This window comes from Thermoflexus sp., assembly GCF_042408815.1.
Lineage (GTDB): Bacteria > Chloroflexota > Anaerolineae > Thermoflexales > Thermoflexaceae > Thermoflexus.
This window is the reverse complement of record NZ_JBHOQR010000024.1, coordinates 86,208-110,448: the sequence shown is the minus strand read 5'-3', so window position 1 is coordinate 110,448 and position 24,241 is coordinate 86,208. Positions and strand designations below refer to the sequence as shown.

Below are 24,241 nucleotides of genomic sequence, written 5' to 3'. Positions count from 1 at the left end.
CCCCATGGTTGGGCAGGCGGGCGAAGCCATTTCCGGTGGCCTCGCCCGCCCATGCGGATCCCCTGGGATGGCTTACGCTGCGCGGGTGATCCGGCCTCGGGCCAGGGTGATGATCCCATAGATCGCAAAGGAGATGATGAAGGCGGGGAAGGTGGCCCCCACCGAGGGAGCCAGGCGGGTGAGAGCCTGGTAAGTGGCCACCCCGGCCGCCCAAGCCGCGAGGCCCTCCCACCGGATGGCCACCGGTCGATACAGATCCGCCTCGGTGTAGGAGCGGCGCACCACGAAATAATCGGCCGCCAGCACGCCGAACAGCGGGACGAAGGCGGTGCCGATCAGCAGCAGGAAGTTCTCATACTGGGCGATGGGGACCGTGAGGGCTAGCAGGAGGCAGATCGCTCCGATTGCTCCGGCGAAGAGCGCCTGGCGGCCCCTCGGCCAGATGTTTTGCAGGGACACGGCCGCCGAATAGATATCGGCGAAGGCGTTATCGGTCTCATCCACCAGGATGATTGGCAGCACGATCCAGCCGATGGCCAGCGCCCCGATGGCTTCCACCAGCTGACCGGTCTGGGCGGTGAGGAGCAACAGGGCGCCCAGCCCGTAGAACCACACGTTCGCAATGAGATAGCCGATGTAAGTTCCCCAGAAGGCGGGCCCTGCCCGCCGGGCGAACCGGTTGTAATCGGCCACCAGAGGCATCCATGAGATCGGCATCGCGGCCACCAGATCCACGGCCAGCCAGAAGGGCATCTCCCCGGTCCCCGGTCGCCGCCACACGGCTCCCAGATCATATGTGGATATTAGGTAGATGGTCAATCCGATGGTGGTCAGCAACACCAGCCACACCGCGAATTTCTCCAGCCACTGGCGCACCACTACCAAGGGCCCTCCAATGGCCATCAGGGTGCACCACAGGGCGAAGAGGATGGCCCAGAAGGGATAGCTGGAGAATCCGAGGAAGCGGTCGCTGATGAAATTCGCCGCCTGAGCCATGATAATGATCTCAAAGGCGCCCCAGCCGATCAGCTGGAGCACGTTGAGGGCGGTGGGCAGGAACGACCCCAGACGCCCAAGGGAAGGTCGAAGCAGCACCATGGTGGGCGCGCCCGTTCGGCTGCCGATGTATCCCGTGGCGGCCAGCAACAGGTTGCCCAGCAGCGTCCCGATCAGGATGGCCAGCAGGGCCTGGGGAAGCCCCAGGCCGGGCACCAGCAGGGCGCCGGCGGCCATCACCAGTAACCCCACGCCGAGATCTCCCCACAGGACTGCGTAATCGAGGAATCCCAGGCGCCGTGCTTCCACCGGCACCGGCTCGATGCCCCATTCGGGGGGCGCATGGATCCGGGGAAACGCGCGAGCCCATACTTTGAGGATCGCCATGGTGAACCTCCCTGAAGAAGGTGTGGGAATGAAGCGGCGTGGGGGAATAAAAAACCCGCCGACGGGCGGGCGAGGAGAACGAAGCGGTCGCGACGGTCCCTCCGCCGGTATGACCCGGATCAGGTTCAATGGGTCGGCGCCAGGGCCGGCCTTCGGCCGGCAAGGCGCCCTCTCAGCCCGCTTCCCCGCGGACTCCCCACGTCGCTTCAAATCGTGATTTTAGCGTTGCAAGATGGCGCGGTCAAATTCCAACGCTCTGCCGGAGATCTCATCCCCCCAGGCCCATCAGTTCGCGGGGGAACGTGGTGAGCGATTCCGCCCCGGATTCTGTCACCACCACATCGTCCTCGATGCGGACGCCGCCCTTCCCCGGCAGGTAGATCCCGGGCTCGATGGTGAAGGTCATGCCAGGCTGAAGGAGCTCGGTGTTCCCCGCCACGATATATGGGGGCTCATGGACCTCCAGTCCGAGCCCGTGGCCGGTGCGATGGGGGAAGTGGGCGCCATAGCCGGCCGCCTCAATCACCGAGCGGGCCGCCCGGTCCACGGCCTCCGCTGGGATTCCGGGCCGCACGGCGGCGCGGCCGGCGGCGTTGGCCTCCTGAACCCGCTCATAGATCCACCGCAGCTCGGGATCCAGCTCGCCCACCGCAAAAGTTCGCGTGAGATCGGAGACATAACCTTCCACGACCACCCCGAAATCCACCAGCAGGAGCTCCCCGGTCCCGATAGGGCGATCCGATGGCGTGGCGTGGGGGAGGGCCGTGTTCGGCCCGGCCACCACGATGGGCTCGAAGGCCAGGGCATCCGCCCCGGCCGCGAAGCACGCCTGGATCAGCCGCCGGGTCGCCTCCCGTTCTGTCATCCCCCTGTGCACCTGGGGCAGCCATATCCGCAGCGCTTCCTCCGCCACTGCGACGGCCCGTCGCATCGCGGCGATTTCGTTCGGATCTTTTACCATCCGCAGCCGGGCCAGCAACGGCTCCGCCGCGATCGGTTCGGGGGAGGAAAAGACGTGGGCGAGCATGGACCATTCCAGCACGCGCATCCCCAGGGTTTCCACGGCGATGGGACATCCGCGCCGGCCCACGGCTTCCGCCGCCGCCTGGAACGCCCGTGCGGGCCCTTCCTCGTCGGTGTAAGGGAACAGGCGCCATGGGATCGGCGCCTGCTGGGCCTTCTCGATCTCGAAGGCCGGGAGGATCAGCACGGGATCGCTATCCCAGGGAAACAGCGCCACGATGGGGCGCTCCATCCGATGGAGAGAGAGACCGGTCACATAGAACAGATTGGCGCCGGGGACTAAGGCCAGGAGCTCGATCCCCTCCCGGTTCATTTCCTCCCGCAAGCGCAGCCAGCGTGGGTGTGACATCGTTGCCTCCGGGCTTTCTGTCTCCGGGTCCTTCCCAACCTCCCACCGCCTTTCATGCCCAGGAAAGTGGGAAAGCCCTCTGGATCAGTTTGACAAATCCTCCCGCTTGTGGCAACATAGAACACTGGCATGGGTCGGGGACCTGTTCGACGTTTCCCTTATACGCGCTCTGGCGCTTCGCTGATGTTCGCATCAGCGGAGCGCCGGTTGCGCTCTTCAGGCACCGGGAAGGCGATCTCGCTCCCGGTGCTTTTTTTTATACTGCCGTCCTGAGGGAGGGCCCCAGCATGACCACCATCCGTCTGCCCGGAGCGGCGGACATCCATGTGCACCTGCGGGAGCCAGGGGAGACCCATAAAGAGGATTTCGCCAGCGGGACGGCGGCGGCGCTGGCCGGCGGGGTGGTGACGGTGCTGGCCATGCCCAACACCCGCCCGCCCCTTACGGATCCCACAGCCTTCCGGGAAGCCGTGCAGCGCGCTCGGGCAGGGGCGCGCTGCGAGGTGGGCCTCTTTGTCGGCGGCACGCCGGAGAACCCCGAGGTCGCTGCGGCCTTAGCCCCCCAGGCCGCTGGTCTGAAGCTTTATCTGGATGCGACCTACGGCCCTCTTCGGCTGGAAAGCCTCGCCGCGGTCCTGGGCCATTTCAAGGCTTGGCCCGGCCACCGCCCCATCGCGGTCCACGCGGAGGGGCGGGCCGTGGCGATGGTATTAGGGCTGGCTGCCCTGTTCCGCCAGCCGATCCATTTCTGCCATGTCAGCCGGCGGGAGGAAATTCTCCTCATCCGCCGGGCGAAGGAGCGAGGCCTTCCGGTCACGTGCGAGGTCACGCCGCACCACCTGTTCCTGACGGAGGCCGATTGGCCCCGTCTCGGCCCGTTCGGTCTTATGCGACCGCCGCTGGCCACCCGGGCCGATCAGGAAGCCCTCTGGGCCAACCTGCCGGTGATCGATGCGGTGGCAACCGATCACGCCCCCCATACCATCGAGGAAAAACAGAGTCCCCACCCGCCCCCCGGAGTGCCGGGCCTGGAGACCATGCTGCCATTGATGCTCACCGCCGTCGTTGAAGGCCGCCTGTCCCTGGAGGAGGTCGTCCGCCTGGTCGCCACCGGGCCCCGGCGCATTTTCGGCCTGCTGGAGCCCCCGGAGACGTGGGTGGAGATCGAATGGGGTGGACCCTGGACGATCTCCCGGGAAGGCCTTTTCACGAAATGCGGATGGACTCCTTTTGAGGGGATGGTCGTGCGAGCCCGGGTGCGGCGCACGGTTCTGGAAGGACGGGTGGCCTTCGAGGACGGAGAGGTCCGCGCCCTCCCGGGATCGGGACGGGTGCTGTTCGCCGATCCCCTCCGTCAACCCGGTGCATCGTTGCAGCGGCAACGATGCCGCTGTGGAAACGATTCGCAAGGAGGTGAACGATGGTGAGTCGACCGCGCCTGTTCCAGTTCGATGGCGTCGCTCCGCGGGAGCCGGTGAACCCCCACAACGGCTTCTACATGCAGGATATCCTCTCGGTCTCCCAGTTCAACCGGGAGAACCTGGCCTATCTCTTCGAGGTGGCTGAGGAGATGCGGGAGCTGGTCCGCCGCGTGGGCGCCTGCGATCTTCTCAGGGGCTATGTGATGGCCTGTGTCTTCTACGAGCCCAGCACACGCACCAGCTCCTCCTTCATCGCCGCGATGGAGCGCCTGGGCGGGGCCGTCATTCCCATCACCCAGGGCGTCCAGTTCTCCTCGGTGGCCAAGGGGGAGTCCCTGCCCGACACCATCAAGACCCTGGAGCAATATTCCGACATCATTGTCCTGCGCCATCCCGAGGTGGGCGCGGCGAAGATTGCTGCCGATGTGGCGGAGGTCCCCGTGATCAACGCCGGCGATGGCATCGGGGAACATCCCACCCAGGCCCTGCTGGATCTCTTCACCATCCAGGAGGAGCTGGGCCGCATCGACGGCCTGCATATCGCGATGGTGGGGGATCTCCGCTTCGGGCGCACGGTGCACTCCCTGACCAAGCTGCTCACCATGTATGACGTGCGGCTGTCTTTCGTGTCGCCGGAGATCTTGCGGCTGCCGCTGGACCTGATGAATGAAGTCCGGGCGAAGGGGATCCCGGTCTATGAGACCTACGACGTGGCGGATGTGATCGAAGAGGTGGATGTGCTGTATGTGACTCGGGTGCAGAAGGAGCGTTTCACCGATCTTAACGCCTACGAACAGGTGAAGAATTACTACGTGATCACACCGGAGCTGATGAAGCGGGCCAAGGAGCGGATGATCGTCATGCATCCACTCCCCCGGGTGGGAGAGATCGACCCGGCAGTGGATCGGGATCCGCGGGCGGCCTATTTCCGCCAGGTGGCCAACGGCCTCTATATCCGGATGGCCCTGCTGGCCGCCGTGCTGGGCAAGGCATGAGCTGGAGGATCGGCCATGGAGTTCTTCGACCGATTGGGCGCGCGGACCGGGCCAGCCCGGCTGGGACTGTGCGTGGGCTTGGATCCGGTGCCGGCGCGCCTTCCAGGATGGGCGCGCCAGCATCCGGATCCGACCCTGGCCTTCCTGCGCTGGGTGATTGAAACCACCGCGGAGTTCGCTGCGGCCTACAAGCCCAACCTGGCCTTCTACCTGGCCCTGGGCGTTTCCGGTCTGGAGAGCTTGCGGGCAGTTCGGGCGGCGATCCCGCCGGAGATCCCGGTGATCCTGGATGGGAAGTTCGGGGATATCGGGTGGACCGCCGAGGCCTATGCCCAGTTCGCTTTCGATGTCCTGCGAGCGGACGCGGTGACGCTGAGCCCTTTCCTGGGTCCGGAGGCATTACGCCCGTTTCTGAGCCGGGAGGGCCGGGGGATCTTCCTTCTGATCCGGACCTCGAACCCGGGTGCGGAGGCCGTGCAGGAGCTACAGGTTGGGGGGGAGCCCTTCTATCAGGCCCTGGCCCGTCAGGTCCAGGGCTGGCCTGGGAGCGAGCGGATCGGCTTTGTGGTTGGGGCGACGGCTTCGGGGGCCCTGGCCGCCCTGCGCCGTATGGCCCCCGATCGCTGGTTCCTGATCCCGGGGGTTGGGCCTCAAGGGGGGGATCCGGAAACCGTGCGGATCCTCGCCGGTCCCCCGGCCCTGATCGCCGCCTCCCGGGAGATCCTGGAGGCGTCGGACCCGGGCGCAGCGGCCCGATTTCTCATCGAGCGCCTGCAGGGGATGTCCTCTCCTTCCGTTGTCCCCCGCACCCTGGCCCGCTGGCTGTATGAAACCGGCTGCATCCGCTTCGGGGAGTTCGTCCTCAAGTCGGGCCAGCGGTCGCCGATCTATCTAGATCTGCGTCGCCTTGTGGCCTTCCCTCAATTGTTGGAGCGGGTGGCTGGAATGTATGCGGCCCTTCTGGAGCGCCTCACGTTCGATCGCCTGGCGGCCATTCCCTACGCCGCGCTGCCGATCGGGACCGCGGTGGCGCTCCGGATCGGGCGTCCTCTGCTGTATCCGCGGAAGGAGGCGAAGACCTACGGAACCGCCCAGCGAATTGAGGGGGACTTCCATCCCGGGGAGACGGTGGTGATCCTGGACGATGTGCTGACGACCGGGGCCAGCAAGCGAGAGGTGATCCAGACGCTGGAGGAGGCAGGCTTACGGGTCACCGACATTGTGGTCCTGGTGGATCGAGAGCAGGGGGGACGACAGGAGCTGGAGGCCGCCGGCTATCGGGTCCATGCGGTTGCCACCCTTACTGCTTTGCTGGATGCCCTGGTCATAGAGGGGAAAATCCCCTCGGCCGAAGGGGATCGGATCCGAAAGGCTCTGGGGCTGAGGCCAGCCCCTTCGGCCTCGGGGTGAGGAACGCGATGGATGAGGCCAGACTGCCACCTACGGAGGTCCGATCAGGCAGATCGTTACGAATCCCCAGTATGGAGTGTCCTGGATGGGGGATCATCCGGTGGAATCCGAATGGGCCTCCTCGTTGGATCTTTCCTGTGAGATCGCGGGGGTGCATCTGCCGAACCCGCTGGTGTTGGCCTCCGGGATCCTGGGGACCAGCGCTTCGCTAATGGTCCGCCTGGCCCGCCTGGGGGCCGGGGCCATCACTGCCAAGTCGGCCACCCGGCTTCCCCGGGCCGGGCATCCCAGCCCGATCCTTCTCGATTGGGGGCACGGACTCATCAACGCGGTGGGCCTGACCAACCCGGGGGCCGAGGGGATGGCCGCTATCCTCCAGGAGGCCCGGGCTGAGCTGGCCGCCATGGGCGTTCCCCTGATCGCCAGTGTCTTCGCCGCCAGCGTGGAGGAGTTTGTGGAGGTCGCGCGGATCCTAACGGCGGCCGCGCCGGATATGATCGAGCTGAACCTTTCGTGTCCCAACGTGGCGGCGGAATACGGCGAGATGTTCGCCGCCAGCCCCCGGGCCACGGCGGAGGCCGTGGCGGCGGTGAAGGCGGCGGTGTCCTGCCCGGTCATCGCCAAGCTGTCCCCCAACGTGCCGGACATTGCTCGCATCGCCCGGGCGGCGGAGGAGGCGGGCGCGGATGCCATCACTGCCGTCAACACGATGCCGGGGATGGTGATCGACATTGAGGCGGGCCGGCCGATCCTCACCAACCGCGAGGGGGGCCTCTCGGGGCCCGCCCTCAAGCCGATCGCCGTCCGATGTGTTTACGAGATCGCCCGGGCGGTGCGCATCCCCATCATTGGCACCGGTGGGATCCTCACCGGGGAAGATGCCATCGAGATGCTCATGGCGGGGGCGACGGCGGTGGGCGTGGGCTCGGCGGTGGCCTATCGCGGGCTGGGAGCCTTCCAGGCTATCCGGAGGGAAATGGAGGAATGGATGAAAGCCCACGGCGTCCGGTGCCTGCAGGAGATCCGCGGCCAGGCGCATCGGGAATGAGGGGCCGGATCTGGGATAAAATAATTAGGAGTTCTGCTACCTGCGGCGCTGGATAGCTCGAAGGGATGGAGGTGGAACCGTGGAGGAGCATGGTGTGGTTCGGCAACCGGAAGAGGGACAGGCTTCGCCGACGCCCCAGGAGGCGGCGGTGGCGGAAGCAGAAGCCTCGCTGATGGACCAGCTCGAGACGTTAAAGAAGGAGCTGGAGGCGGCGCGGGCGCAGGCTCAGGAATACCTGGAGGGCTGGCAGCGGGAGCGGGCCGCCTTCGCCAACTATCGCAAGCGGGTGGAGGCTGAGCGGGCGCAGTTCGCTGCGGAGGCGACGGCGCTGTTCATCCGCAAGCTCCTGCCGATCATGGACGACTTCGAGCGGGCCCTGCAGACCCTTCCGGACAACCTACGTCATCTGACCTGGGTGGAAGGGGTTGCTCTGATTTACCGCAAGCTGCAGCTGGCCCTGGAGTCTGAAGGGGTGCAGCCTATCGAGGTGAAACCGGGCGATCCCTTTGATCCCATGCTGCATGAAGCGGTGCTTTACGAACCCGTGCCGGGCTTTGAGGATGGTCAGATCGTGGAGGAGCTGCAGAAAGGCTATAAGCTGGGCGATCGGGTGCTCCGCCCCACCCTGGTGAAGGTGGCCCGCAAGGTTGAGTCTGTGCCTGAGGCTCCAGGGGACGAATCGGAAGGGAAGACAGGGATATAACGCCGGTGGCACAACTGTGAACAGTGGTCCGACATCAGAGTGAGGCTCCATGAGCGCATCCCGCAAGGACTACTATGAGATCCTCGGCGTCCCGCGAAACGCCACGTTGGAGGAGATCAAACAAGCCTATCGCCGTCTGGCCCGCCAATATCATCCGGATGTGAACAAGTCTCCGGACGCCGAGGAAAAGTTCAAAGAGATCAATGAGGCCTACGCCGTCCTCTCCGACGAGGAGAAGCGGCGAATCTATGACATGTATGGTCATGCCGGCCTGGAGAGCCGAGGGGTCCGCCCGGAGCCGGCGGATTTCACGGATTTGTTTGCGGACCTGTTTGAGGATCTCTTCGGCTTCGGGCCGCGGGTTCGGATGCGCCGGGCCCCCCGACGGGGGGCGGACCTCCAGACGGAGGTGACGTTGACCTTCGAAGAGGCGGCGCTAGGGGGGGAGAAGGAGATCGAGGTGATGCGCAACGAGCCATGCCCTCGCTGTCGGGGATCTGGCGCGGAGCCCGGGACAGGCCCCACTCGCTGCCCTACCTGTGGAGGGCTAGGGGAAGTTCGGCGGGTGAGCCAGTCATTCCTGGGCTCCTTCGTCCAGGTCACCTCGTGCCCGACCTGTCGGGGGACAGGGGAAGTGATTGCCTCTCCATGTCGAGAGTGCGATGGGGAAGGGCGGGTGCTCACCCGCCGTCGGATCGCGGTGCGGATCCCAGCGGGGGTGGACGATGGGATGCAGATCCGGCTGCCGGGCGAGGGAGAGCCCGGGGAAAACGGCGGGCCGCCGGGCAATCTCTATGTTCAGGTGAAAGTCCAGCCCCATCCGTATTTCCGCCGTCGGGGGGATGACCTGATCGTCCAGGTCACCGTGAACGTCGCTCAGGCCGCCCTAGGCGATCGGATCCGGGTGCCCACCCTGGAAGGGGAGGAGACGGTGGAGATCCCGCCGGGCACCCAGCCGGGCCATGTGATCCGCCTGCGAGGCCGAGGCATCCCTCACTTGCGCCGCAATGGGCGAGGGGATCTGCTGGTGGTGGTCCAGGTGGAGATCCCGACGCGTCTGACCCCGCAACAGCGGAAACTCTTCCAGGAGCTGGCCCGCACCTTACCGGAGGGCGGCGTGCAGAAACCGGAGAAGGGGTTCCTGGAGCGCCTGCGGGAGCTTCTCGGCGGGTAACGCTTCCGTGCTCTGCGGGATCGGCGGAAACCGGCAGAGGGTTTGTCCGATGCGCTGGCTGGAGATCTCGGTGCGGGTGCCCACGGAGCTGGCGGACAATATCGCAGAGGTGCTCTCCCGTTATGCCCCTCATGGCATTGCCTATGATTATGGCCCCATCGAGACCGATGACACCGATTGGGAGCGTCCCCGCCTGCCCCCACCGATCCTCACCCTCCGGGTCTACCTGCCGATGACCGGGGATTGGGAAACGGCGCGGCAGCGCATCGAGGAGGGACTCTGGCATCTGCGTCAGGTCCTCCCCTTCCCGCCGCCCCAGTTCCGGGAGCTGGATGAGACCATGTGGGAGGAGGCATGGAAGGCCCACTATGATGTCTTGCGGGTGGGCCCCTTTGTGATCCGGCCCAGCTGGCGGACCGCGCGGCTGGAGCCGGGCGATCTGCTGATCGAACTGGATCCCGGGATGGCCTTCGGGACGGGCACCCATCCCACCACACGGATGTGCCTCCAGGCCATCGCGGAGTGGGTGCGAGCAGGGGATCGGGTTCTGGATCTAGGTACGGGCTCCGGGATCTTGGCGATCGCGGCGGCCCGGCGGGGTGCCGCCCGGGTCTGGGCTCTGGACGTCGATCCGGTGGCGGTGCAGGTGGCGCAGGAGAACATGATTCGCAATCGGGTGGCGGATCGCGTGGTGGTAATGCGGGGTTCCCTGGAGGAGGCCCGTGCCCTGGGCGAACGCTTCGATGGAGTTGTGGCGAATATCGTGGCCCCGGTGATCTGCAGCTTCTGCGAGCGGGGCATCGTGGAGTTGTTGCAACCGAGGGGCTGGCTGGTGGTCTCCGGGTTCTTCCACGGGGAACAGGAGGAAGCCGTCCGCCGGGCCCTGGAGGCCACCGGCCTCACCGTGACGCGCCGCTGGATCGAGGAAAGCTGGGTCGCGCTGGGAGCACGACGGAGGCGCTTTGGATGACCAAACGCCCGCCTCTCAGCCAAGCCGCTGGAGCTCTTTCCGGATATCCCCGATTACCGCCTCTTCTAAATGCGGGTCCTCACGTAGAGCCTTCGGGCGACCTCCTTAAGATGCTCCCGCATATCACGACCCAGCAGGGGGCCTTCTGGACGAACGTTATCGAAGTAATAACGTTCCCACTCCTTGAGGGTGCGAGGGGCGCACGCGCGGATCGATTCGGCCTGTCGGCCCACATAGCGAGGCCGAACATAGCCTCCTTGTCGAAGCGCAAGAGCCCTGGATCCACCAGTGGCTGAGCCTCCTTCACCCGGGGCTGGTCATCTGGGGGCGGATCGACCGGCGGCAGCCCCTGCTCCCGCCGGAGGATCCGTGCGGGCCAACCGGGAAGCCTCCCGGATCTCCAACGGAGGCCATTCCGATCGACCCGGTTTCTTGAACAAGAGGATGAATTCATCATCCAGCCCCACGATCCCGTTCGGGGGATATGGAAAGGAGTCCATCACGACGGCCCCGCCCGTGGGGCGCATCGTGGTTTTCTTCTGTCATATGATCGCCCCTAATTGAAGCCGATCGCCTCGCCCGGAGCGATGATCCCGGCCCGGAAAACCTCATCATCCGGGGGTGGGTTCATGGGATGGATCTCCGCGCTGATGCAGGCGTTCTTCCGCTGGCTCTATCACGAGGGATCCTGGGCCTATGAGGGGATTGCCGCCCTGGTCTCGGCCGGGCGCTGGACAAAATGGGCAATCTCGGCGTTGGAGCACGTGGAAGGGATGCGGGTGCTGGAGATCGGCCAGGGCCCGGGTCATCTGCTGGCGGCCATGGCTCATCGGGGCCTCCGCCCGGTTGGGCTGGATCTTTCCTTCCCGATGGCCCGCCGGGCGCAGCGGCGAACGGGCTTCGCGATCCCTCTGGTCCAGGGTCGAGCGCAGGCTCTGCCCTTTTCCGACCAAACTTTCGATACCGTGGTGAGCACTTTCCCGGCTCCTTTCGTCCTGGAGCCCGCCACCTGGCAGGAGGCCGCCCGCGTGTTGCGGCCGGGCGGTCGGTTCGTAGTGCTGCTCGGCGCCTGGCCTGCGGGGCCAGGCCTTCTTATGGGAATACTCCGGATCCTCTACCGATGGACGACCCAACCCCGGGGAGAGGGTTCCTTCCTGGAGGTTTTCCGTCTCCGGGCTCAGGAGGCCGGCCTGGCGTTTCAAGAATGGTCCGGTTGGGATGGGCCCTGGCATTTACAGGGAATGATCGCGGTCCGTAAGGACCGAGAACCCCTGAGGGGCGGGGGGCGTTTTGGGCCCGGCGAGCAGCGCGGCAACCAGGGCATGGAGCGCTGCGCTGAGCCAGAGATGGCCGGTGAGGCCGAACAGGGCCGTGGATGTTAGCGCACTCCCCCAGATCGCCGGCCTCTGGGCCACCTCCGGATCGCTTCCGAACTTCCGCCGCGTGCCCCACCAGACCCCGAAGGCCACCCAGGCGGCCGGAAGGGGATTTTGAGGAAACCATGCCGCGATCAGGATCCCTCGCCCCAGGGCCAGCAGGGCCTCCCGGGCCAGGGCCGTGAAGGCTTCCTCCAGCCTTTCGCTCCACGGGACCGGGCATGGCCTCCAGAGGCCAGAGCCCCAGAGGGCCAGCAGCGTCCATCCTCCATAAAGGCCGGCCAGCCCGATACCCCGGACCCAATCCGCGGGAAGCCATCCCAGCAACGCCCCGGGGGCGAAGCGGAGCGGCCCCACCAGCCCCGCTTCCCGCAGGCTGATCCATCCCGCCCCCAACACAAGGCCCAGCGGAAGCGGCCCCGCGATGAGCGGCGCGCTGATCTCCAGCAGGGGTTTTCCCCTTGGAGGGATTCGACACCGAAGGGCCGGGAGAGCGATTTCCGCCATCAGCGTCAGCATACCCAGCAGCATGGCCGGGGTCCAGCGGCTCATCGGGCTTCCTCCCGGGCGGAAGCCTTTGCATCGAGGGCGGCGCCGGGCAATGGGACCTGAAGCCGGACGCGGGTGCCCTGACCGATGGCGGATTCCACCTGCAATTCCCCGCCGAGTAGCTCAGCCCGCTCCATCATGCTGAGCATCCCCAGGCTGCCCCGACGGCTGTAGTCCGCCCGCAACGCCTGGGGGTCGAATCCCCGCCCATCATCCTCCACGCTCACTTGGAGCTGATCGCCCTCCACTTTCACGCGGATCCACACATTCTGGGGCTCGGCATGCTTGCGGGCGTTGTTCAGGGCCTCCTCAATAATAGAAAACACCAGCCCCTTCGCGTTGGGGTCCAGGGCCTGATCCACCCGCGGGTCCGCCTCGACGTGGATTGCGAAGGGCTCCGTTTCCTGAAACCGTTCAGCCAGATGGGTGAGGGCTGCCACCAACCCTTGGGATTCCAGGATCAACGGCCGCAATCGGAAGAGGAATTGGCGCAGCTCCTGAACGGCCTGGCGGGCCATCCGTTCCGCTTTCTCCAGCTCGGAAGGAAGCTGCGCGGGATCATGCTGGAACAGCTTGTGGAGGAAATTCAGCCGCATTGCCAGGGCGGCCACGCTCTGAGTGGGGCCATCGTGCAACTCCCGGGCCAGCCGTCGCCGGGCCTCTTCCTCCACATCCACCAGGCGCTCCTTCTCCTGCTGGAGGGTGTGGTAAAGCAGGGCGTTCTGCAACGCAATGGAAGCCTGGATTGCGATGAGCCGTAGCAAATCCCGACGCTCGCCCGTGAGAGCCTGGGGGTCCAGGCTGCCGATCACCAGGACGCCATAGCGCTCCGGGCCGATCCCCAGTGGCAGAAGCAGAGCGGCCTGGGCGACGCGCATCACCACCAGCCGCCCGAGCTCTGGATCCTGGGCCGGATTCGAACAGAGCGTGGCCTCCCCGCTTTCCAGCGCTTCCCGGATCGCCCCGGCGACGCCATGCAGGCGAATTCGCTCGTCCCGGAGCGGCAAGCGTCGGGCAGCCGCCACCTGCAAACCCTCCGGGTCCAGGAGAGCGATGAACATGGGCGGAGCAGGATAGCCGCTTCCCCGGAACAAGCTCTCGCTGACCTCGAGGGTGGCGTGGAGGATCTCCTCGATCCGCCGCATCTGCCCCAGGGCGGCGGCCAGCTCGAAGATCCCCTGGAGCTGCTGGCGGGCCTGGGCAAGCAAACGCTGCTGGGCTAGCTCCCGCAGATGAAGCTCCCGCAGGATCTCCCGTTTCAGGCGATCGCCCACCGCCCCGGCCAGCAATGCGCCCAGGGCAAGAACGCTGCCATGGACGAAAAAGGAGGGGAAAACCAAGACAGACCGGGTCCGGATCCATTCCCAGAGGACCAATCCTCCCACCAGGCCAAGGGTGACCAGCTCCCCTGCCCACCAGTTGAACCGGAGGGCCGCGGTGAGGATGGGGAGGAAAGCGAAGAAAAACAGGGGACTGTTCAGGCCGCCGGTGATCGCGATGAAGGAAAGGGTGATCAGCACATCGCCGGCCAGCGTGATGCCCGGGAGGGGCAGAGGAGAGCGCACGAAGACCAGGGCCAGGAGGACCAGAAGATTGTAAAAGCCTGTCAACAGAAAGAGGGCAAGAAAGGCCGTTTCAGAGGCCTGCCATGCGCCCCGGTTCAAGGCCGCCGTTAAGGCCATCGCCGCGATCAGCAACCAGCGCAGGTTGCCCAGCACCCATTCCACCTGGGCAGCATCTATGGGCGCGGGCGACACCGGTCGTGTTTTCATAGATCCTCATTCCTCTCCGGGCACTGGGTTTCATCGGATGTTGTTCTGAGCTAATCGTAATCGAAAGCGGCGGAATCGGCCAGAGGTTTCGGGGGGAGCGCATCTCCGCTTTCCCCAGCGAGGCTCCCGTTCTTCGGGGAGTTTGAGGGCTGCTGGGCGGGGCTCCCCAACTTCCGGACGGATTCAGCCGAAACTCGATACAATATGAGAACAAGCTGGATATCCCAGCGACGTGGTCCGAACCTTTGGGCGGGGAAGCTCATTCCCCTCCTGTGCGGTCCTGTCGCGGGCGGAGGAGGATGGTGGGGACGGCGTGGGGACCCTTCCCCCTGAAAATCGCATCCCCAAGTTAGGGAGGAGTTCAGGCCTCGATGATCAGCGATCAGCCGCTTCGACGGGACATCCATCTTTTAGGGGATCTGCTCGGCGAGGTGATCCGGGAGCAGGCCGGGCTCGAGGGCTTTGAGCTGGAGGAACGGGTCCGACAGCTGGCCCGGGCCCGCCGGGCCGGGGATGCGGAGGCGGAGAGGGCGCTCCGGGCGCTCCTCGAGGAGTTGACGCTGCCTAAGCTCCATGTCATCGCCCGGGCGTTCACGATCTTCTTCGACCTGGCCAACCTCGCGGAGGATCGTCATCGGGTGCGGGTGCTGCGGGCGCGGGAGCAGGCGGTGCACCCCCAGCCTCGACCCGAATCGATCGCCGAGGCGTTCCACCGGCTCCGATCTGCTGGGATCTCTCCCACCTCGATGCGCGCGGTTCTCGAGGCGCTTTCCATCGAGCCGGTGTTTACCGCCCACCCGACGGAAGCCAAACGGCGGACCGTGCGGGGCATCCTAGGCCGGATCCGGGGGATTCTGACCGAACTGGATGCGCCCGATCGATTGCCCCGGGAGCGGGAGGAGCTGCTCCGGCGCCTGCGGGCGGAGCTCACCACCTTCTGGCAGACGGACCTGACGCGGGTGCGCCGTCCCTCCGTGATGGACGAGGTGGAGAATGGCCTATCCTTCTTCGTCCGAACGTTGTGGTCTCTCACCCCCCGACTGTATCGGGATGTTCGGGAGGCCCTCCGGGCCACCTATCCGGAGCTGGGAGATCGGATGCCGATCTTCCTGCGCTTCGGCTCATGGATCGGAGGGGATCGGGATGGAAACCCCCGGGTGACCGCGGAGGTGACAGCGCAGACCCTGAAACGCCACCGCCAGGTCGCTCTATCCCTTCATCTTCAGCAGGCTCGTGACCTCTTCATCGCCCTGGGGGTCTCCACGCGCCAGGCTCCGATCTCCTCCGCGCTCGCTCAAGCCCTGGCGGAGGCGGAAGCGCGGTGGCCGGCCCTGCAGGAGCGCCTTTCCCGTCTCTCCCCGTATGAGGGATATCGCCGGTGGATCGGTGTGATCGCCTGGCGCCTGGAACAGACCCTGCGCTGGGACCCTCTAACGGGTGATCCGCCTCCAGAAGGCGCCTATCGGTCCGCCTGGGAACTGGTGGAGGATCTGGAGCGGATGCGGGAGAGCCTGCGGGAAGGCCGTGGAGAGCGCATCGCTGAGGGCTTCCTGTGGGACTGGTGGATTCAGGCTCAGGTGTTTGGGTTCCATATCGCCCGCTTGGATGTGCGTCAGGAAGCGCGACGCCATGCGGAAGCGATCGCCGAGGTGCTTCGAGCCGCAGGAGTAGCGAACGATCTGCCGTGTTCCGAGGAAGAGCGGATCGCCCTTCTGAGGGAGACGTTCCCTCGCGCGGCGGAGCTGATAGAGCGGACGGCCCCATCGCCGGAGACGGCGGAGGTCCTCGCGGTGTTCCGCCTGATCCATCAGGCCGCCCAGGCCTACGGCCCCGAGGCCCTGGGGCCGTATATCATCAGCATGGCCCACAGCCCGGCGGATGTGCTGGCCGTGCTCTGGCTGATGGCCGGCGCCAATGGCCTTTCAGCCCCTCCGGAGTTCTTCCGGGTTGCGCCGTTATTCGAGACCATCTCCACACTGCGGGGAGCGCCCGGGATCCTGGATCGGATGCTTTCCCTGCCTCCATATCGAGAGCATCTGAGCCGCCAGGGGGATCATCAGGTGGTGATGATCGGCTACTCCGATAGCACCAAGGATGGCGGATATCTGGCCGCCGTCTGGGGTCTTTATCGGGCCCAGGCGGAGATGGTTCGGGTGGCCCGCGCCCATGGGGTCACCCTCACCTTCTTCCATGGGCGGGGCGGGGCCCTGGGGCGGGGCGGCGGCCCGGCGGCCCGGAGCATCCTGGGCCTTCCGCCCGACGCGGTGGGCGGTCGCCTGCGCATGACCGAGCAGGGCGAGGTGCTGGCGGAACGTTACGACGATCCGCAGATCGCTTACCGCCATCTGGAACAGGTCCTATGGGCGACGCTGCTGGTCTCCGCCCTGCCTTCCCCGGAGCCGGAGGCCGCATGGGTGGAAGCGATGGAGCGGATGAGCGAGGCGGCTTACCGCGCGTATCGGGAGCTCCTGGAGACCCCTGGCTTTCTCACCTATTTTGAACATGCGACGCCCATCGATGGCATCGAGGAGCTCCCCATCGCCTCCCGCCCCGCCCGCCGGCGTCCGGAGCGGCGATTGGAAGATCTGCGGGCGATCCCCTGGGTGTTTTCCTGGACCCAGAGCCGCCATCTGCTTCCGGGGTGGTTCGGATTGGGGAGCGGCGTGGAAGCCTTCGTGCGGGCGGAAGGGGCCTCCGGCTGGTCGCTACTGGAGGAGATGGCCCGCCGCTGGCCGTTCTTCCAGGTGGTCCTGGCGGATGCAGCCCTGGCCCTTGCGAAGACCGATCTAGGGGTCGCCCGGGCCTATGCCGAGCTGGTCCCCGACGCATCCGTCCGCGAGGCCATCTGGTCCCGGATCGAGGGGGAATACGATCGAACGCGGCGGGTGATTCTGCGCATCATGGGTTTGCCCGATCTCCTGGAGGACATCCCATGGCTGAAGCGCTCGATCCAGGTGCGAAACCCTTACGTGGATCCCCTGAACTTCATCCAGATCCTTTTGCTTCGGCGCTGGCGGGAACAGCCAGAGGCGGAGGGACTGCGGGAGGCCCTGTGGCTCACCATTCAGGGGGTCGCGGCCGGGTTGCGCACCACAGGGTAAAGAAAGGCCGGGTGGGCGGGCACCTTCGCGGTCCGCCCACCCCTCCCGCCCTTCTTTCACGCTTCTTCTACGAATAGGGGGATCTGCTCGAACCGGTTGACATCCACCAGGCCGAGGTCTGTGATCTTCAGCTCTGGGATCACCTCCAAGGCCAGGAAGCTCATGGTCATCAGGGGGTTGGGAAGCTCGCTCCCCAGGGCCCGAGCGGCCTCCAGCACCTCTTCCATCTGCTTGCGGACGGCTTCAATAGGCCGATCGGACATCAGCCCGGCGATAGGAAGCGGAACCCGGGCCAGCACCCGCTCGCCGTCGGCGACCGCCACGCCCCCGCCGGTCTCCGCCACCGCCCGAACCGCTGTCATCATCGAGGAATCATCGGCCCCGATCACCACGATATTGTGGTGATCGTGGGCCACCGAGGAAGCCAGCGCGCCCCGCCGCAATCCCATTCCCTTCACAAACCCGAGGCCCATCCGCCCGGTGGCCCGGTGGCGTTCGATCACGGCGATCTTCAGCAGATCCCGCTCCGGATCCGCCACCGCATCGCCGTCGAGGATGCGGGCGTCCTCGATCAGATGCGGCGTGATCACCTGATCGGGGATCACCCCGATCACATGGATCCGGCGACCCCGGGCCGGGATCCGAAACTGGATTCGATCCCAGGCGATGTTCATGGTGCTCGGCAGGTCTACCCTCCGGCTGACCGGCTGCCAGAGCGGCCGTCCATTCTCTGCGACTAAGACCCCGTGGCGGAAAACGAGCTCCGGGCGGAGGTCGTAAAGATCGGAGAACACCACCAGATCGGCGACCCGACCCGGAGCGATGGCGCCCCGATCGTGGAGCCGGAAATGCTCCGCCGGGTTCAGGGTAGCCATCTGAATCGCGATGACGGGATCCAGGCCCAGATGCACCGCTTTGCGGATCAGGAAATCGATATGGCCTTCGTCCAGCAGATCGAGGGGATGGCGATCGTCGGTGCAGAAGCAAAAGCGGCGGCTGTTCGCCGGGGTGATGGCGGGAAGCAGGTCCGCTAGGTTGCGGGCCACGGAGGATTCGCGGACGAAAACATACATCCCGAGCCGGGCTTTCTCCCGGGCCTCCTCGGCCGTCGTGCATTCGTGATCCGAGGTGATCCCCGCCGCCACATAGGCCACCAGGTCCCGGCCGGTGAGCCGCGGGGCGTGGCCATCGCGGATCCCGTGGGCGAAGGCTCGGAGCTTGTCCAGCACCACCGGGTCGCCGTTGATCACCCCCGGATAGTTCATCATCTCCGCCAGCCCCAGCACCCAGGGGCTGGAAAGCAGCGGCTGGAGATCATACCAGTAAAGGGCGGCCCCTGCCGTCTCCATAGGGGAGGCTGGGACACACGAGGGCAGCATCACGAAAACACTCAGGGGGTTGTATTTGGCGGCGTTTAGCATATAGCGGATGCCATCCAGGCCCAGGACGTTGGCAATCTCATGGGGATCAATGATCACGGTGGTGGTGCCCCGGGGGACGACGGCGCGGGCGAACTCGGGTGGGGGAACCATACTGCTTTCGATGTGAACATGGGCATCGATGAATCCGGGAGCCACAAAGCGGCCTTTCAGATCGATGACCTCCCGGGCCGTGTAGCCCTCGCCGATGCCCACAATCCATGAACTGTGAATCGCGATATCCGCTTCATAAATGTCCCCGGTAAACACATCGATCAGGCGTCCTCCTTTGAGGAGCAAGTCGGCCGGCTCCTGACCGCGCGCCAGGCGGATCCGATGGGCGAGCTCCATAAGCGATCCTCCTTCGAGAAGGAGAGGTGGTGCGCCAATCCGGGGGACGGCCCTTCCCCCTGTATCCTTGATAGGTATCCCTCCAGCGTCCTCGAAAAGGAGATCCCACGTATTTGAAAATATTATAAGAGAGAAATGCCGGATCGGAGGCGAGCAAGGCGTTTCCATAACCCTGTGGACAGCTAGGGTTCGGCCGGGCCGGCGGACCGCTCTTTCTTCTCGAGGAACCTCGCCCATTCCCTCCCCCCACCCTCAGCCCGCAGGCGCCATACGGTCATCAGAGGGCGCTGAATCCGGACCACGAAATCCAAATAATTCTTCGTGATCTTGACACATTAACTAAGATAAATGTAGAATTTTGCCTGATTGATGGGGAAGGGGTGGCCTGGGATGTTCGGAACGGTGGCGGAAGCCGGGTTATTCGGGATCGGCTTCCATCGACGGGAAGGGCTTGAGGGTTTGGCGGCGTGGCTGGGGCTTCCGCCGGAGGAGGTGCGGGAGCGGCTGGCGGCCTTTCGGGCCCTGGGGATGAGGGAAGGGGTCGTGCTGAGCACCTGCGAGCGTCTGGAGATCTATGGTGTCGGTCCGTTGGAGGAGGCGGTGGCCTTCCTGCGCCGCGCTCTTCCCGGCCGATCCCCCGTTCTCTGGGTGGGCCGAGCGGTGGCCGCCCATTTATTTCGGGTCGCCGCCGGCCTGGATTCCACGGCGGTTGGGGAGACCGAGATCCTCGGTCAGATCCGGAACGCCCTGGCCATCGCCCGGGAAGCGGGAGCGGCCGGGCCGATCCTGGGCCCGCTGCTGGAGCGCGCCCTGGCCTTGGGCCGGGCGGTTCGCGCCCAGACGGAGCTCGGCCGCCTCCCTGTATCGCTGGCCACTCTGGCGGTCCAGGAAGTCCACCGTCGGATCTCCCTGGAAGGAAAGCAGATCCTGGTCGCCGGGGCCGGAACGATGGGCACCCAGATCGCGCATGTCCTCCTTCGCTATCGACCTGCTGGGATACGGGTGCTCAGCCGAACGCTGGGACGAGCCCGCGCCCTGGCCGAGCAGGTGGGCGGGGAAGCGGGCCCATTGATGAATCTCACAGCGGATCTGATCCGGGTGGATGTGGCCTTTCTCGCCCTGGCCACCCCTCGACCGATCCTTTCGGCGCCGGATCTGCAAGGGATCATCGCCGCTCGCGGTGGAACGCCGCTCTGGCTGGTCGATCTGGGGGCGCCGCCCAATGTGGGCCTTGATGGACCGCTGACGCCTGGAGTTCATTGTATCCGCCTGGAGGATCTGCAGTCCCTCAACGCCCGGTATCGGGAACGTATGGCGGAGGCCATCGCTCGGGCGGAGGAGATGGTGGCGGAAGCGGTGACGGAGTGGGAACGGTGGTGGCGGAGCCGCCAGGTCGGGCCGGTGATCGCGCAGCTGCAGCGGCGCGCCGATGCGCTCCGGCGACAGGAGCTGGAATGGCTCTGGCCCAAGCTTGGGGAGCTGACCCCCACCCAGCGGGCTCGGATTGAGCAGTTCGCCCATCGCCTGGTCCAGAAGCTCCTCCATTTGCAGATGGTGGGCTTGAAAGGGATCGCGGAGGATCCTTACGCGCTTCAGCGGCTGCGGGTGCTTTGGGAAAAAGAAGGGGATGCGGGGGGCGCGATCCCACCCGCCTGGGGGGAGTGATAGTTGCCGGCGGTTGCCTCCGGGCGGGTGGAGATTGCTCGCGATGGAGGGTCCAATGCGCGGCCCACGCCCATTGCGCGTTGGCACGCGAGGCAGTGCCCTCGCCCGGGCGCAAACCGAGCAGGTCCTTCAGAGGCTGCGGGCTCTGGACCCGGAGCTTTCCCTGGAAATCGTGATCATCCGCACCAGCGGCGATCGTGGGCAACGGGAGGTGCGGGGGGCTTTCGTCAAGGAGCTGCAGCACGCGCTCTTAAAGGGGGAGATCGATCTAGCGGTGCACAGCCTGAAGGACCTCCCTACGGATCCGGTGTCCGGGCTGCGGCTGGCCGCAGTGCTGGAGCGGGAGGATCCCCGCGAGGCGCTCATTGCCCGGAATGGATGGACCTGGGCAACGCTGCCATCGGGGGCGCGGGTGGGGACCGGCAGCCCCCGACGCACGGCCCAGCTGCGGGCGCTGCGGCCGGACCTGGTTTACCTTCCACTGGTTGGCAATGTGGATACCCGGTTGCGGCGATTGGAGGAAGGACATTACGAAGCCATCGTGCTGGCGGTGGCCGGGCTGATCCGCTTGGGATGGGGCGAGAAGATCGCGGAGATCTTCCCCCTGGAGCAGGTGCTTCCCGCCCCCGGCCAAGGCGCCATTGCGGTGGAGGTCCGGGCGGACGATGCCTCAACCCTGGCCCTGGTGGGGCGTCTGAACCATCTCCCGACTTGGTGGGCTGTAATCGCGGAGCGGGCGTTCCTGCGGGCCCTGGGAGGCGGCTGTCGCGTCCCCATCGCGGCCTATGCGGAAGTCCACGGGGAGCGCTTAACGCTGGAAGGGCGGGTGATGGCCCTGGATGGGATGCGGGGGGTCCGGGGGCAGATCGAGGGGCCGGCGGAGGCCGCGGAGGCTCTGGGGGAAGCGCTGGCGGAACGGATTAAGGCCGCGGATGGATCCATGCTGCTGGAGGCAGGGGAATGAAACGACTTCCGCTGGCCGGATGCCGCGTGCTGATCACCCGTCCGCGCCGTGCAGGAGAGGACCTGGCGGAGCGCCTTCAGGCGCTGGGGGCGATCCCTCTGCTGTTCCCGGCCATCGACATCCGGTCCCCTGAGGATCCCCGGCCGCTGGAGGAGGCAGCCCGGCAGGCTCCGGCGTTCGACTGGATCCTCTTCACCAGCGCCAATGGGGTTCATGCCTTCATGCAAGCCTTTCAATCCACCGGTGGATCGCTGCGGGATCTGGCTCGGGCGCGCCTGGGGGCGATCGGCCCAGCGACCGCCCGGGCCCTCCAGCGTTACGGCTTGACTGTGGATTACCTTCCCCCCGTCTATCTTTCCGAGGCAATGGCGGAGGGACTGGGGGAGGTGAAGGGGCGACGCATCCTGCTTCCTCGTGCGGACATCGCCCGTCGAGACCTGGCGGAGCGGCTGCGGGCCCGTGGGGCGGAGGTGGTGGAAGTGACGGCTTACCGGGTGGTGCTGGGCGGAGATCCGGAGGTCTTGCGAGCGATCCTCACCCCACGGCCCCATCGGGTGACCTTCACCAGCCCCTCGACGGCCCGTGCTCTGGCCGAGCTCCTGGAACGTCTGCAGGAAGCCCTTCGACCGGCGGATCTGCCTGCTGTATGCATCGGGCCGATCACAGCGGCGGAAGCCAGGGCCCTGGGCTTCCCGATTGCGGCTGTGGCCCGGGAGCACACCCAGGCCGGGCTGATCCAGGCCCTGGTGGAAAGCTGGATCAGGGGCTCAGCGACCGGCCTGGCCGGTTGAGCTCGTGGATCCTCCATCCATCCCCATGAACCCGAAAGGAGGTGGCGAATGGTTCAGGTTCTTTCCTCCACCCGGGTGGAACCCATCGATCGGTTGCGGCGTCTGCGCCGCACGGAGGGGCTGCGGGCGCTGGTTCGGGAGACCCGGCTGACGCCGGAGGATTTCATCTATCCCCTCTTCGTCCGGCCGGGTCGGAACCTTCGGGAGCCGATCCCTTCGATGCCGGGTCAGTTCCGCTTCACCGTCGATCGCCTGGAGGCGGAGATCGAGGAGATCCTCCGCCTGGGGATCCGGGCGGTGCTGCTCTTCGGGCTGGCCGAGCGAAAGGATCCCGAGGCCCGGGAGGCTTATGCGGAGGACAGCGTGGTTCCTCAGGCGATCCGCCGCATCAAGGCGCTCGCCCCGGAGCTCGTAGTGATCACGGATGTGTGCGTGTGCGCCTACACGGACCACGGGCATTGCGGCGTCGTGCGGGACGGGGAGGTGGACAACGATGCCACGCTGGCCCTTCTGGCCCGGATGGCCCTGACCCATGCGGCCGCCGGAGCGGATCTGGTGGCCCCCAGCGCCATGATAGACGGCCAGGTCCGGGCGATCCGGGAGGCCCTCGACGAGGCCGGCTTCCCCTATGTGGGGATCATGGCCTATTCTGCGAAGTTCGCCTCTGCCTTCTACGGACCGTTCCGGGAGGCAGCGGACTCCGCCCCGCGCTTTGGCGATCGCCGGAGCTACCAGATGGATCCCCCAAATGCGCGGGAGGCCCTGCGGGAGATCGAGCGGGACATCGCCCAGGGGGCAGACATCGTGATGGTCAAGCCGGCCCTGGCCTATCTGGACGTGATCCGGCGGGCCCGAGAGCGCTTTGATCATCCTCTTGCCGCCTACAACGTGAGTGGGGAATACAGCATGGTGAAGGCGGCGGCGCAGATGGGCTGGCTGGACGAGAGGCGGGTTGTGATGGAGATCCTCACCGCTATCAAGCGAGCAGGGGCTGATCTTATCATCACGTATTTCGCCCGGGAGGCGGCGCGCCAGTTGCGCGAGTAGGGATGCGTATCTCGGCGTTTCCACCTTTCCATCCGGAGGGATGTGATGGAAAAAACGGTCCTCGGGCATTTCGCCTTCTTCCGGCTGAGCGATTCCTTCTGGGCGCTGCCGGCAGCCCAGCGTCGATCTCAGGCTTCCGCCTGGTGGGAACGGCTTCAGGGCGTCGCCGCGCGCGTGGAGCTGTATCAGGTCTTCCCCAGTCGCGTGGAGGCCGATTTGCTGGTCTGGAGCGCGGATCCGGTGGAGACGACGGACCTTCCTGCCCGCTTCTTTGAACGGTTGGCCCGGGCCGTCAACGATTGCCGGATCCTCTTCCAGCCTGTCCTCACCCTCTGGGGTTTCACCCGGCCTTCCATCTATGCCGCCGGACGCTCCCCTCAGGAGATTGATCCCTTCGATGGGGACCGCAAGACCTATCTGATCGTATACCCCTTCGTGAAGACGGCGGACTGGTATCGGATGAGCAAGGACACCCGTCAGGGGATGATGAACGAGCACATCCGGGTGGGGAAGCAATATCCGGCGATCCGCCAGTGGCTGCTTTATGCCTTCGGCCTTCAGGATCAGGAGTTCGTGGTGGTCTATGAGACCGAGGACCTGGTCCTGTTCTCCGATCTGGTCCAGGCCCTGCGGAGCACAGAGGCTCGTCAATACACTCTGCGGGACACGCCGATTTTCACCGCCCTTCACCGGCCACCGGAGGTGGTCCTGGATCTGCTGGGCTGAGGGAG

At 66.0% G+C, this 24,241-nt stretch carries 18 protein-coding genes, 1 pseudogene and 1 riboswitch; of the genes and pseudogenes, 14 read left to right on the top strand and 5 right to left on the bottom strand.

Features of this window, described 5'->3' with window-relative positions; all coding sequences use genetic code 11:
• Positions 1–72: 72 nt before the first annotated feature.
• Positions 73–1,383, bottom strand: a complete 1,311-nt coding sequence (cytX, locus tag ACFMO3_RS07975) for a putative hydroxymethylpyrimidine transporter CytX (RefSeq protein ID WP_376789888.1) — start codon at positions 1,381–1,383, stop codon at positions 73–75.
• A gap of 78 nt (positions 1,384–1,461) precedes the next feature.
• Positions 1,462–1,592, bottom strand: a riboswitch (TPP riboswitch).
• Between the two features lie 59 nt (positions 1,593–1,651).
• Positions 1,652–2,755: a M24 family metallopeptidase gene (locus ACFMO3_RS07970; protein WP_376789887.1), complete on the bottom strand. Its 1,104-nt coding sequence runs from the start codon at positions 2,753–2,755 to the stop codon at positions 1,652–1,654.
• A gap of 287 nt (positions 2,756–3,042) precedes the next feature.
• On the opposite strand from ACFMO3_RS07970, the gene ACFMO3_RS07965 reads away from it, so the two are divergent.
• The 7 genes from ACFMO3_RS07965 (at position 3,043) to prmA (ending at position 10,476) form a co-directional block, all read left to right on the top strand.
• Positions 3,043–4,182, top strand: a complete 1,140-nt coding sequence (locus ACFMO3_RS07965) for an amidohydrolase family protein (RefSeq protein WP_376789886.1) — start codon at positions 3,043–3,045, stop codon at positions 4,180–4,182.
• A 71-nt stretch (positions 4,183–4,253) separates the two neighbouring features.
• Complete coding sequence (pyrB, locus tag ACFMO3_RS07960) at positions 4,254–5,171, top strand: aspartate carbamoyltransferase (protein WP_376789921.1); 918 nt, start codon at positions 4,254–4,256, stop codon at positions 5,169–5,171.
• 15 nt (positions 5,172–5,186) lie between these two features.
• The gene (pyrF, locus tag ACFMO3_RS07955; protein WP_376789885.1) at positions 5,187–6,581 is read left to right on the top strand and encodes an orotidine-5'-phosphate decarboxylase; all 1,395 of its coding nucleotides are present in this window, start codon (positions 5,187–5,189) and stop codon (positions 6,579–6,581) included.
• A gap of 85 nt (positions 6,582–6,666) precedes the next feature.
• Positions 6,667–7,629 carry a dihydroorotate dehydrogenase gene (locus ACFMO3_RS07950; protein ID WP_376789884.1) on the top strand — a complete coding sequence of 321 codons (963 nt, stop codon included), beginning with the start codon at positions 6,667–6,669 and terminating at the stop codon, positions 7,627–7,629.
• A gap of 79 nt (positions 7,630–7,708) precedes the next feature.
• Positions 7,709–8,332 carry a nucleotide exchange factor GrpE gene (locus ACFMO3_RS07945; RefSeq protein WP_376789883.1) on the top strand — a complete coding sequence of 208 codons (624 nt, stop codon included), beginning with the start codon at positions 7,709–7,711 and terminating at the stop codon, positions 8,330–8,332.
• A gap of 49 nt (positions 8,333–8,381) precedes the next feature.
• A complete protein-coding gene (dnaJ, locus tag ACFMO3_RS07940) occupies positions 8,382–9,506 on the top strand; it encodes a molecular chaperone DnaJ (protein ID WP_376789882.1) in 1,125 nt (374 codons plus the stop codon).
• A 49-nt stretch (positions 9,507–9,555) separates the two neighbouring features.
• On the top strand, positions 9,556–10,476 hold the full coding sequence (gene prmA / locus ACFMO3_RS07935; RefSeq protein WP_376789881.1) for a 50S ribosomal protein L11 methyltransferase: 921 nt from the start codon (positions 9,556–9,558) through the stop codon (positions 10,474–10,476).
• A gap of 65 nt (positions 10,477–10,541) precedes the next feature.
• On the opposite strand, the pseudogene ACFMO3_RS07930 reads toward prmA, so the two are convergent.
• Positions 10,542–10,733, bottom strand: a pseudogene (locus ACFMO3_RS07930) (MjaI family restriction endonuclease); the annotation flags it as partial.
• 372 nt (positions 10,734–11,105) lie between these two features.
• On the opposite strand from ACFMO3_RS07930, the gene ACFMO3_RS07925 reads away from it, so the two are divergent.
• Complete coding sequence (locus ACFMO3_RS07925) at positions 11,106–11,858, top strand: class I SAM-dependent methyltransferase (RefSeq protein ID WP_376789880.1); 753 nt, start codon at positions 11,106–11,108, stop codon at positions 11,856–11,858.
• 542 nt (positions 11,859–12,400) lie between these two features.
• Here ACFMO3_RS07925 and ACFMO3_RS07920 read toward each other — a convergent pair.
• Complete coding sequence (locus tag ACFMO3_RS07920; protein ID WP_376789879.1) at positions 12,401–14,173, bottom strand: GAF domain-containing sensor histidine kinase; 1,773 nt, start codon at positions 14,171–14,173, stop codon at positions 12,401–12,403.
• Positions 14,174–14,544: 371 nt separating this feature from the next.
• Here ACFMO3_RS07920 and ppc point away from each other — a divergent pair, with 371 nt between their 5' ends.
• On the top strand, positions 14,545–17,274 hold the full coding sequence (gene ppc, locus ACFMO3_RS07915; RefSeq protein WP_376789878.1) for a phosphoenolpyruvate carboxylase: 2,730 nt from the start codon (positions 14,545–14,547) through the stop codon (positions 17,272–17,274).
• Between the two features lie 56 nt (positions 17,275–17,330).
• Here ppc and ade read toward each other — a convergent pair whose 3' ends face one another.
• Entirely contained in the window at positions 17,331–19,043 is a 1,713-nt protein-coding gene (gene ade, locus ACFMO3_RS07910) for an adenine deaminase (protein WP_376789877.1), read from the bottom strand.
• Positions 19,044–19,433: 390 nt separating this feature from the next.
• Here ade and hemA point away from each other — a divergent pair, with 390 nt between their 5' ends.
• Genes hemA through ACFMO3_RS07885 form a run of 5 tightly spaced genes read left to right on the top strand, consistent with a single transcriptional unit; the run spans position 19,434 to position 24,236 of the window.
• On the top strand, positions 19,434–20,708 hold the full coding sequence (gene hemA / locus ACFMO3_RS07905) for a glutamyl-tRNA reductase (protein ID WP_376789876.1): 1,275 nt from the start codon (positions 19,434–19,436) through the stop codon (positions 20,706–20,708).
• A gap of 55 nt (positions 20,709–20,763) precedes the next feature.
• Entirely contained in the window at positions 20,764–21,672 is a 909-nt protein-coding gene (hemC, locus tag ACFMO3_RS07900) for a hydroxymethylbilane synthase (RefSeq protein ID WP_376789875.1), read from the top strand.
• Positions 21,669–22,463 carry a uroporphyrinogen-III synthase gene (locus tag ACFMO3_RS07895; protein ID WP_376789874.1) on the top strand — a complete coding sequence of 265 codons (795 nt, stop codon included), beginning with the start codon at positions 21,669–21,671 and terminating at the stop codon, positions 22,461–22,463. The genes hemC and ACFMO3_RS07895 overlap by 4 nt, the downstream gene beginning before the upstream one ends.
• A 48-nt stretch (positions 22,464–22,511) precedes the next feature.
• Positions 22,512–23,510: a porphobilinogen synthase gene (gene hemB, locus ACFMO3_RS07890; RefSeq protein ID WP_376789873.1), complete on the top strand. Its 999-nt coding sequence runs from the start codon at positions 22,512–22,514 to the stop codon at positions 23,508–23,510.
• Positions 23,511–23,555: 45 nt separating this feature from the next.
• On the top strand, positions 23,556–24,236 hold the full coding sequence (locus ACFMO3_RS07885; protein ID WP_376789872.1) for a chlorite dismutase family protein: 681 nt from the start codon (positions 23,556–23,558) through the stop codon (positions 24,234–24,236).
• Positions 24,237–24,241: the final 5 nt, after the last annotated feature.

Excerpts from the sequence above, each read along its gene's own strand:
- pyrB (WP_376789921.1), top strand. The coding sequence starts at position 4,254 with ATGCAGGATATCCTCTCGGTCTCCCAGTTCAACCGGGAGAACCTGGCC.
- ACFMO3_RS07895 (WP_376789874.1), top strand. The coding sequence starts at position 21,669 with ATGAAACGACTTCCGCTGGCCGGATGCCGCGTGCTGATCACCCGTCCG.
- ACFMO3_RS07925 (WP_376789880.1), top strand. The coding sequence starts at position 11,106 with ATGGGATGGATCTCCGCGCTGATGCAGGCGTTCTTCCGCTGGCTCTAT.
- ACFMO3_RS07885 (WP_376789872.1), top strand. The coding sequence starts at position 23,556 with ATGGAAAAAACGGTCCTCGGGCATTTCGCCTTCTTCCGGCTGAGCGAT.
- hemA (WP_376789876.1), top strand. The coding sequence starts at position 19,434 with ATGTTCGGAACGGTGGCGGAAGCCGGGTTATTCGGGATCGGCTTCCAT.
- ppc (WP_376789878.1), top strand. The coding sequence starts at position 14,545 with ATGATCAGCGATCAGCCGCTTCGACGGGACATCCATCTTTTAGGGGAT.
- prmA (WP_376789881.1), top strand. The coding sequence starts at position 9,556 with ATGCGCTGGCTGGAGATCTCGGTGCGGGTGCCCACGGAGCTGGCGGAC.
- hemB (WP_376789873.1), top strand. The coding sequence starts at position 22,512 with ATGGTTCAGGTTCTTTCCTCCACCCGGGTGGAACCCATCGATCGGTTG.
- cytX (WP_376789888.1), bottom strand. The coding sequence starts at position 1,383 with ATGGCGATCCTCAAAGTATGGGCTCGCGCGTTTCCCCGGATCCATGCG.
- ade (WP_376789877.1), bottom strand. The coding sequence starts at position 19,043 with ATGGAGCTCGCCCATCGGATCCGCCTGGCGCGCGGTCAGGAGCCGGCC.
- dnaJ (WP_376789882.1), top strand. The coding sequence starts at position 8,382 with ATGAGCGCATCCCGCAAGGACTACTATGAGATCCTCGGCGTCCCGCGA.
- ACFMO3_RS07950 (WP_376789884.1), top strand. The coding sequence starts at position 6,667 with ATGGGGGATCATCCGGTGGAATCCGAATGGGCCTCCTCGTTGGATCTT.
- ACFMO3_RS07970 (WP_376789887.1), bottom strand. The coding sequence starts at position 2,755 with ATGTCACACCCACGCTGGCTGCGCTTGCGGGAGGAAATGAACCGGGAG.
- ACFMO3_RS07965 (WP_376789886.1), top strand. The coding sequence starts at position 3,043 with ATGACCACCATCCGTCTGCCCGGAGCGGCGGACATCCATGTGCACCTG.
- ACFMO3_RS07920 (WP_376789879.1), bottom strand. The coding sequence starts at position 14,173 with ATGAAAACACGACCGGTGTCGCCCGCGCCCATAGATGCTGCCCAGGTG.
- pyrF (WP_376789885.1), top strand. The coding sequence starts at position 5,187 with ATGGAGTTCTTCGACCGATTGGGCGCGCGGACCGGGCCAGCCCGGCTG.
- hemC (WP_376789875.1), top strand. The coding sequence starts at position 20,764 with ATGCGCGGCCCACGCCCATTGCGCGTTGGCACGCGAGGCAGTGCCCTC.